Origin of the sequence: Chryseobacterium sp. SIMBA_029 (genome assembly GCF_046535275.1) — a bacterium.
In the GTDB taxonomy this organism is placed as follows: Bacteria; Bacteroidota; Bacteroidia; order Flavobacteriales; family Weeksellaceae; genus Chryseobacterium.
Genome location: NZ_JAWRXA010000847.1, coordinates 1 through 236 on the forward strand (window position 1 = coordinate 1; position 236 = coordinate 236).

1 protein-coding gene is annotated in these 236 nt (G+C 37.7%); it reads left to right on the top strand.

From position 1 onward, the window contains the following. The coding region (locus tag SB679_RS26270) for a PLP-dependent transferase (protein ID WP_410705361.1) at positions 1-236 on the top strand (236 nt) is incomplete at both ends.

The window sequence follows — 236 nt, forward strand, 5'->3', positions numbered from 1 at the left end:
CTTCATATCAGAATAAAGCAACACAGCCATAATGCCTTATACCTTGCCGAAAGATTTGAAAAAGATGGCTTAAAAGTCTCTTATCCAGGATTACCATCCCATAAAAATCATGAATTAATGAAAAGTATGATTGATGAGGAATACGGATTTGGAGGATTATTGACACTGGATGCAGGAACTACGGAAAAGGCCAATGAACTGATGGAAATGATGCAGGAAGCCAACTTGGGTTATCT